General features: G+C 71.7%; 5 protein-coding genes. 1 reads left to right on the forward strand and 4 read right to left on the reverse strand.

Annotated elements, in window-relative coordinates; translation table 11 throughout:
- The 3 genes from ACFF45_RS16955 to lepA all read right to left on the reverse strand — a co-directional run.
- On the reverse strand, window positions 1-1290 hold a 1290-nt coding region (locus tag ACFF45_RS16955; RefSeq protein WP_381346885.1), incomplete at its 3' end, for an ATP-binding protein.
- Between the two features lie 207 nt (window positions 1291-1497).
- Complete coding sequence (locus tag ACFF45_RS16960) at window positions 1498-3372, reverse strand: AMP-dependent synthetase/ligase (RefSeq protein WP_381346886.1); 1875 nt, start codon at window positions 3370-3372, stop codon at window positions 1498-1500.
- A 266-nt stretch (window positions 3373-3638) separates the two neighbouring features.
- The gene (lepA, locus tag ACFF45_RS16965) at window positions 3639-5507 is read right to left on the reverse strand and encodes a translation elongation factor 4 (protein WP_381346887.1); all 1869 of its coding nucleotides are present in this window, start codon (window positions 5505-5507) and stop codon (window positions 3639-3641) included.
- A gap of 227 nt (window positions 5508-5734) precedes the next feature.
- On the opposite strand from lepA, the gene rpsT reads away from it, so the two are divergent.
- Entirely contained in the window at window positions 5735-6001 is a 267-nt protein-coding gene (gene rpsT / locus ACFF45_RS16970; protein ID WP_099499233.1) for a 30S ribosomal protein S20, read from the forward strand.
- Between the two features lie 307 nt (window positions 6002-6308).
- On the opposite strand, the gene holA is transcribed toward rpsT, so the two are convergent.
- Window positions 6309-7298, reverse strand: a complete 990-nt coding sequence (gene holA, locus ACFF45_RS16975) for a DNA polymerase III subunit delta (protein ID WP_381346888.1) — start codon at window positions 7296-7298, stop codon at window positions 6309-6311.
- Between the last annotated feature and the right edge of the window lie 241 nt (window positions 7299-7539).

Here is a 7539-nt window from a genome sequence, read left to right on the forward strand (position 1 = left end):
AGCGGCCGAAGCGAAGGACACGTCACCGGCCACGGGAACAGCGGCCGAAGCGAAGGACACGTCACCGGCCACGGGAACAGCGGCCGAAGCGAAGGACACGTCACCGGCCACGGGAACAGCGGCCGAAGCGAAGGACGTACCGCCGACCGCGGAAGCGACGGGCACAGCACCGGCCGCGGGAACGGCGGCGGAGGCGAAGGGCGTTCCGTCGGCAGGTCCCTCGGGTGCGGCGTGGGCGCCGGAGCCCGGCGCCGGACCGGTCGCCGCCGTCCCGGGCACGGTGGACGCGTCGCCGGTGACCGCGCCGGTGCCGTGGTGGCGCCCCGGCCAGGACCGCGCGAGGTCCGCGTCCGAGGGCCACTGGTGCGGGTACGGATACGGCACCGGCCCCGAGAGCGTCACCCCCTCCTCCGTCCGCGGCGGCTCCTTCTCCAGGCAGCGGCGCAGCTCCTCGATCCGCTCCTCGCTGGCGTGCCACACCCGCGCCAGCCGCGCCCCGCCGGCCGCGCCGCCGACGCCCCGTCCGGACCGGCCGCCCAGGGCCTCGTCCTCCAGCCACACGGCGCACCAGTCGGCCAGCCGGGGCACGATCAGCTGGCCGGTGAGCGCGGCGACCAGGTCCTCGTCGAGCTGCCCGGCGAGCAGGTCGGAGGCCTCGGCGAGGAAGGACAGCGCGCCCCGGCCGAGCCAGTCCCGGTCGCGCTCGGCCCGCCGGGGGTGCCCGAACGAGCCGGGGAGGGCGCCGGGCCCGGGGGCGAGCAGTTCGGCGCCGGTGAAGCCCGCGCGCTCGGCGTCGTACCCGTCGGTGTCCGCGCCGGCCTCGGCGGAGAGGCGCGCCCAGACGGTCTTGGCGCCGCGCCGGTAGGTCACGCCCCACGCCTCGGAGAGCGCCGCGACGAGCCGCAGCCCGCGGCCGTACTCCGGGGTCTCGTACGCCGTCTCGCTCTGCGCGTCCCGGGGCGGCCGTGAGGGGTGGTGGTCGCACACCTCCACGACGACGGCACCGCTGTCCGGCTCCAGCCGGCAGACCAGTTCGACGTCCGTGCCGGCGTGCACGACGGCATTGGTGACCAGCTCGCTCAGCACGACCATGGCGTCGTGGGCCAGCCGGTCGGTGAGCCGCTCGGCGCCGGGCAGCCCGAGGCCGGTCCACTCCTGGAACGCCGCGCGCAGCAGCCCCCGGGCGGCGCCCGGCGCGAGCGGCGTTCCGTTCAGCGCGACGCGCACCTGTGCGCCGGGGCGCACGTTGGCAAGCGACACGGACTCCCGCTGCGCCGGCACGGCCCCCATCTTCAGCTCCCGAACGGCTCGGACGAATACGCCTCGATCACTGCCGACAGGGTGACAGACGGAGGCCACGCATAAGCGTGGAGTTACCGAAGTGGCCAATTCCGACCAGAAACCGTCAGCCGGTGGGCGCAGGACGCGCCAACCGGCCGAAGGAGGCGGGGAACCGCGCGGCCGGCCGCCCACCCTGGTCAGCCGCGCGCGGACCCCCTACGCTTCGCGCGCCCCCGCGTACATCTCGTCGAGCAGGTGCTGGTACTCCCGCTCGACCACGGGCCGCTTCAGCTTCAGGCTCGGCGTGATCTCACCGTGCTCCACGTCCAGGTCCCGGGGCAACAGCCGGAACTGCTTGATCGTCTGCCACCGCTGGAGCCCGGCGTTCAGCTGCCGCACGTACCCCTGCACCAGTTCCACGGTCGCCGGCGCGGCCACCACCTCGGCGTACGGCTTCCCCGCCAGCCCGTTCTCCTCCGCCCACTTGACGATCGACGCCTCGTCGAGCGCGATGAGCGCGGTGCAGAAGTTCCGGTCGGCCCCGTGCACGAGGATGTTCGACACGTACGGGCAGACCGACTTGAACGCGCCCTCGATCTCGGTGGGTGCGACGTACTTCCCGCCCGAGGTCTTGAACAGGTCCTTCTTGCGGTCGGTGATGCGCAGGTACCCGTCGGGCGACAGCTCCCCGATGTCCCCGGTGTGGAACCAGCCGTCCGGCTCCAGCACCTCCGCGGTCTTCTCGGGCAGCCCGTGGTAGCCCTCCATGATCCCGGGCCCGCGCAGCAGGATCTCGCCGTCCTCCGCGATCCGCACCTCGGTCCCGGGCAGCGGCTTGCCGACCGTGCCGGTCCGGTAGGCCTCACCGGGGTTGACGAAGGACGCCGCGGAGGACTCGGTCAGCCCGTACCCCTCCAGGATGTGGATGCCGGCGCCGGCGAAGAAGTACCCGATCTCGGGCGCCAGGGCCACCGACCCGGACACGCACGCCCGCAGCCGACCGCCGAAGGCCTCCCGCAGCTTGGAGTACACCAGCGCGTCGGCCACCTTGTGCCTGGCGGCCAGTCCGAACGGCGCCGAAGCGGTCCCGGTGCGCCGGAAGTTGTCCTGCGTGACCTTGGCGTACTCGCGCGCGACGCCCGCCGCCCACTGGAAGATCCTGTACTTGGCCGGGCCGCCGGCCCGCGCCTTGGCGACGACGCCGTTGTAGACCTTCTCGAAGATCCGCGGGACGGCCACCATGTACGTCGGCTGCACCACCGGCAGATTCTCGATGATCTTGTCGACCCGGCCGTCGACGGCGGCGATGTGGCCGACCTCGATGTGACCGGAGATCAGCACCTTGCCGAAGACGTGCGCGAGCGGCAGCCACAGGTACTGCAGGTCGTCCGGGTCGAGCAGCCGGGTCACGGCGATCGCCTTCGCCATGTACGACCAGTTGTCGTGCGGGAGCCGGACGCCCTTGGGCCGGCCGGTCGTTCCGGAGGTGTAGATCAGGGTGGCCAGCTGGTCCTTGGTGATCGCGCCGACCCGTTCCCGGACCAGGGCGGCGTCCTTCTCCAGCCGGGCCGCGCCCCGGGCCTCCAGCTCCGCCAGGCTCAGCACCCAGTCGCCGGTCTCCACGCCCTCCGCGTCGATGACCACGACATGGGTGAGCTCGGGCAGCTCGGCGCGCTTCTCCCGCGCCTTGGCGAGCTGCTCGGCGTTCTCCGCGATCAGGACGCGGCTGCCGGAGTCGGCGAGGATGTACGCCGACTCGTCGGCGTTGGTCTGCGGGTAGACCGTGGTGGTGGCCGCGCCGGCGCACATGATGCCGAGGTCGGCGAGGATCCACTCGATCCGGGTGGCGGCGGCCAGCGCGACCCGCTGCTCCGGCTGCACACCCAGCTCGATCAGTCCGGCCGCGACGGCGTACACCCGCTCGGCGGCCTGCGCCCAGGTGAGCGACTTCCAGTCGTCCGGGCCCCGCCCGGTGGCCGACGGGACCGGGTAGCGGTAGGCCTCGGCGTCCGGGGTGGCCGCGACGCGCTCCAGGAAGAGGCCCGCGACGGACGGCGGACGGTTCTCGATCAGGGTCTGTGTGTCGCTCACGACATCCTCCGGGGCCCGCGACCGGCGCGGCTGGCTCAGGGCGTCTAGCGCCTTCGGTGCGGCAGTTACCACTCGCGTGCCGTTGTTTAACTCACGAGTAACTATCGGGCAGGGATCAGGGTAGAGGCCGGCCGGCCACCGCGTAAGCCTCCGTACTCCGTCACTTCCTCCAGAAGGACAGCCCCATGCATGCGACAGGGGCCCGCCGTTCCGTACGGCGGGCCCCTGTTCGCCCGGAACGCGAGGTGATCCCCCGTCCGGTGCGGTTACTTCTTGCCCTTGCCCGACCCCGCGCTGTCGTCGCTGGACAGCACGGCGATGAAGGCCTCCTGCGGGACCTCCACGGAGCCCACCATCTTCATCCGCTTCTTGCCTTCCTTCTGCTTCTCCAGCAGCTTCCGCTTACGGGAGATGTCACCGCCGTAGCACTTGGCGAGGACGTCCTTGCGGATGGCGCGGATGGTCTCGCGGGCGATCACCCGCGACCCGATGGCCGCCTGCACCGGCACCTCGAAGGCCTGGCGCGGGATCAGCTCCTTGAGCTTGGCGACGAGCCGGACGCCGTACGCGTACGCCTGGTCCCTGTGGGTGATCGCCGAGAAGGCGTCCACCTTGTCGCCGTGCAGCAGGATGTCGACCTTGACCAGGCTGGAGGTCTGCTCGCCGGTGGGCTCGTAGTCCAGCGAGGCGTAGCCGCGGGTCTTCGACTTCAGCTGGTCGAAGAAGTCGAAGACGATCTCCGCGAGCGGCAGGGTGTAGCGGATCTCCACCCGGTCCTCGGAGAGGTAGTCCATGCCGAGCAGGGTGCCGCGCCGGGTCTGGCACAGCTCCATGATCGAGCCGATGAACTCCGTCGGCGCGAGGATCGTGGCGCGCACGACCGGCTCGTACACCTCGTTGATCTTGCCCTCGGGAAACTCGCTCGGATTGGTGACGGTGTGCTCGCCGCCGTCCTCCATGACCACCCGGTAGACCACGTTGGGCGCGGTCGCGATCAGGTCGAGGCCGAACTCGCGCTCCAGCCGCTCGCGGATCACGTCCAGGTGGAGCAGGCCGAGGAAGCCGACGCGGAAGCCGAAGCCGAGGGCGGCGGAGGTCTCCGGCTCGTAGACCAGGGCGGCGTCGTTGAGCTGGAGCTTGTCGAGGGCCTCGCGCAGCTCCGGGTAGTCCGACCCGTCCAGCGGGTACAGCCCGGAGAACACCATGGGCTTGGGGTCCTTGTAGCCGCCCAGCGCCTCCTCGGCGCCCTTGTGCTGGCTGGTGACGGTGTCACCGACCTTGGACTGGCGGACGTCCTTCACGCCGGTGATGAGGTAGCCCACCTCACCGACGCCGAGGCCGTCGGCGCCCAGCATCTCGGGCGAGTTGGTGCCGATCTCCAGCAGCTCGTGCGTGGCGCCGGTGGACATCATCCGGATCCGCTCGCGTTTGTTGAGCTGGCCGTCGATGACCCGGACGTACGTCACCACACCGCGGTAGGAGTCGTAGACCGAATCGAAGATCATCGCGCGGGCGGGGGCGTCCTTGACGCCGACCGGCGCGGGGATCTCGGCGACGACCTTGTCGAGCAGCGCGTCGACGCCGACACCGGTCTTCGCGGACACCCGCAGCACGTCGTCGGGGTCGCAGCCGACCAGGTTGGCCAGCTCCTCGGCGAACTTCTCCGGCTGCGCGGCGGGCAGGTCGATCTTGTTCAGCACCGGGATGATGGTGAGGTCGTTCTCCATCGCCAGGTACAGGTTGGCGAGGGTCTGTGCCTCGATGCCCTGGGCGGCGTCGACGAGGAGGACCGTCCCCTCGCAGGCGGCGAGCGACCGCGAGACCTCGTAGGTGAAGTCGACGTGCCCCGGGGTGTCGATCATGTTGAGGATGTGCGTGTTGCCCGGGTCCTGGGTGGGCGCCCAGGGCAGGCGCACGGCCTGGGACTTGATCGTGATGCCGCGCTCGCGCTCGATGTCCATCCGGTCGAGGTACTGAGCACGCATCTGCCGCTGCTCGACCACCCCGGTCAGCTGGAGCATCCGGTCGGCGAGCGTGGACTTGCCGTGGTCGATGTGCGCGATGATGCAGAAATTGCGGATCAGAGCCGGGTCGGTACGGCTCGGCTCGGGCACATGGTTAGGGGTCGCGGGCACGCAGGGTCCTGTCTCTTGAGGCGCCTTATGCCTCGGGTCGGATCGTCACATAGCCTCCATGGTCCCACGCGCGGCGACCGGGGACCGGTTTGGGCCGCCTGGAGCGCCGCTGGTAGCCTGGGTGGCTGTGCCTCATGCCCTCTCAGCGCGAGGCGCACCCTGAAGAAATCACCTGGCACGGGATCCGGAGTCTCCGATCCCGCGCCTGAACCTGAAAAGGCTCATTCGTGGCGAACATCAAGTCCCAGATCAAGCGGATCAAGACCAACGAGAAGGCCCGGCTGCGCAACAAGGCCGTCAAGTCCTCCCTGAAGACCGCGATCCGCAAGGCCCGCGAGGCCGCTGCCGCGGGTGACGTGGAGAAGGCCACCGAGTACCAGCGCGCTGCCGCGCGTCAGCTCGACAAGGCCGTCTCCAAGGGCGTCATCCACAAGAACCAGGCCGCCAACAAGAAGTCGGCGCTTGCTTCGAAGGTCACGTCCCTCAAGGGCTGAACCCCTTGTCTGGTCTGATCGGATCCGGTCACCGGATCCAGCCGCCGGAAGGACGCAGAGCGGGCCCTCTCTCATCCGCTCCCGACCGGCACCCCGAGTCCGTACGCGGCCTGCGTTCGCCACGCGGGTACGGGCTCACCGGCTGAACCCGGGGCCCCGGCGCCCCGCCCTTCCCCAGGGCGGACACCCGGGGCCTTCGGCATGCCCGCACCGGCCGCACACGGCAGGCGGCCGGCCGTCACGCCCGGAACTCGCCGGCCGCGTCGCCGTGCCGTCCCGGACGCCTCTCCGTCCCGGGCGGCCCGGGTCAGCCCCGCCCGCGTGACCGCGCCGCCCGCGCGATCGTGACGACGGCCTTCTCCAGGGCGTACTCGGGGTCGTCCCCGCCGCCCTTGACCCCGGCGTCGGCCTCGGCGACCGCCCGCAACGCCACCGCCACCCCGTCCGGCGTCCAGCCCCGCATCTGCTGGCGCACCCGGTCGATCTTCCACGGCGGCATGCCCAGCTCCCGCGCCAGATCGGCCGGCCGGCCGCCCCGGGCGGCGGACAGCTTGCCGATCGCCCGCACCCCCTGCGCCAGCGCGCTGGTGATCAGCACCGGCGCCACCCCGGTCGCCAGCGACCACCGCAGGGCCTCCAGCGCCTCCGCCGTCCGCCCCTCGACCGCCCGGTCGGCGACCGTGAAGCTCGACGCCTCGGCCCGCCCGGTGTAGTACCGACCGACGACCGCCTCGTCGATGGTGCCCTCGACGTCCGCGCACAGCTGGGACGCGGCGGACGCCAGCTCCCGCAGATCACTGCCGATGGCGTCGCAGAGCGTCTGGCAGGCCTCCGGCGTGGCCGACCGGCCCAGGGTGCGGAACTCCCCCCGTACGAACGCCAGCCGGTCCGCCGGCTTGGTCATCTTCGGGCACGCCACCTCCCGCGCCCCCGCCTTGCGCGCGGCGTCCAGCAGGCCCTTGCCCTTGGCGCCGCCCGCGTGCAGCAGCACGAGCGTGATCTCCTCGGCGGGCGTGCCGAGATACGCCTTCACGTCCTTGACCGTGTCGGCCGACAGGTCCTGCGCGTCGCGCACGACCACGACCTTGCGCTCGGCGAACAGCGACGGGCTGGTCAGCTCCGCGAGCGTGCCCGGCTGCAACTGGTCCGGCATCAGGTCGCGCACGTCCGTGTCGGCGTCGGCGGCCCGGGCGGCGGCCACCACCTCCCGCACGGCCCGGTCGAGCAGGAGATCCTCCTGGCCCACCGCGAGCGTCACGGGGGCGAGGGGGTCGTCTTGAGCAGTCTTCCTGGCCATCGCGCCCAGCATCCCACGTGCCGCTGACAACACCCTCCGCCGCCCTGCGCAGCCACGATCCCCACCAGCGATCCCCACCGGCACTCACCGCACGACGGCTCCCACAACAGGCTTACGGGAACCCGCCGGCCCCGCCGCACAACGGCTCCCACACCGCGCCACGGGGCTCCCGCCACCCTCGCCACGCAACGGCTCCCACACCACGCCCACCGGTCATCCCCCACCCCTCACCACACAACGG

Origin of the sequence: Streptomyces cinereospinus, assembly GCF_042430725.1 — a bacterium.
GTDB classification, from domain to species: Bacteria; Actinomycetota; Actinomycetes; order Streptomycetales; family Streptomycetaceae; genus Streptomyces; species Streptomyces cinereospinus.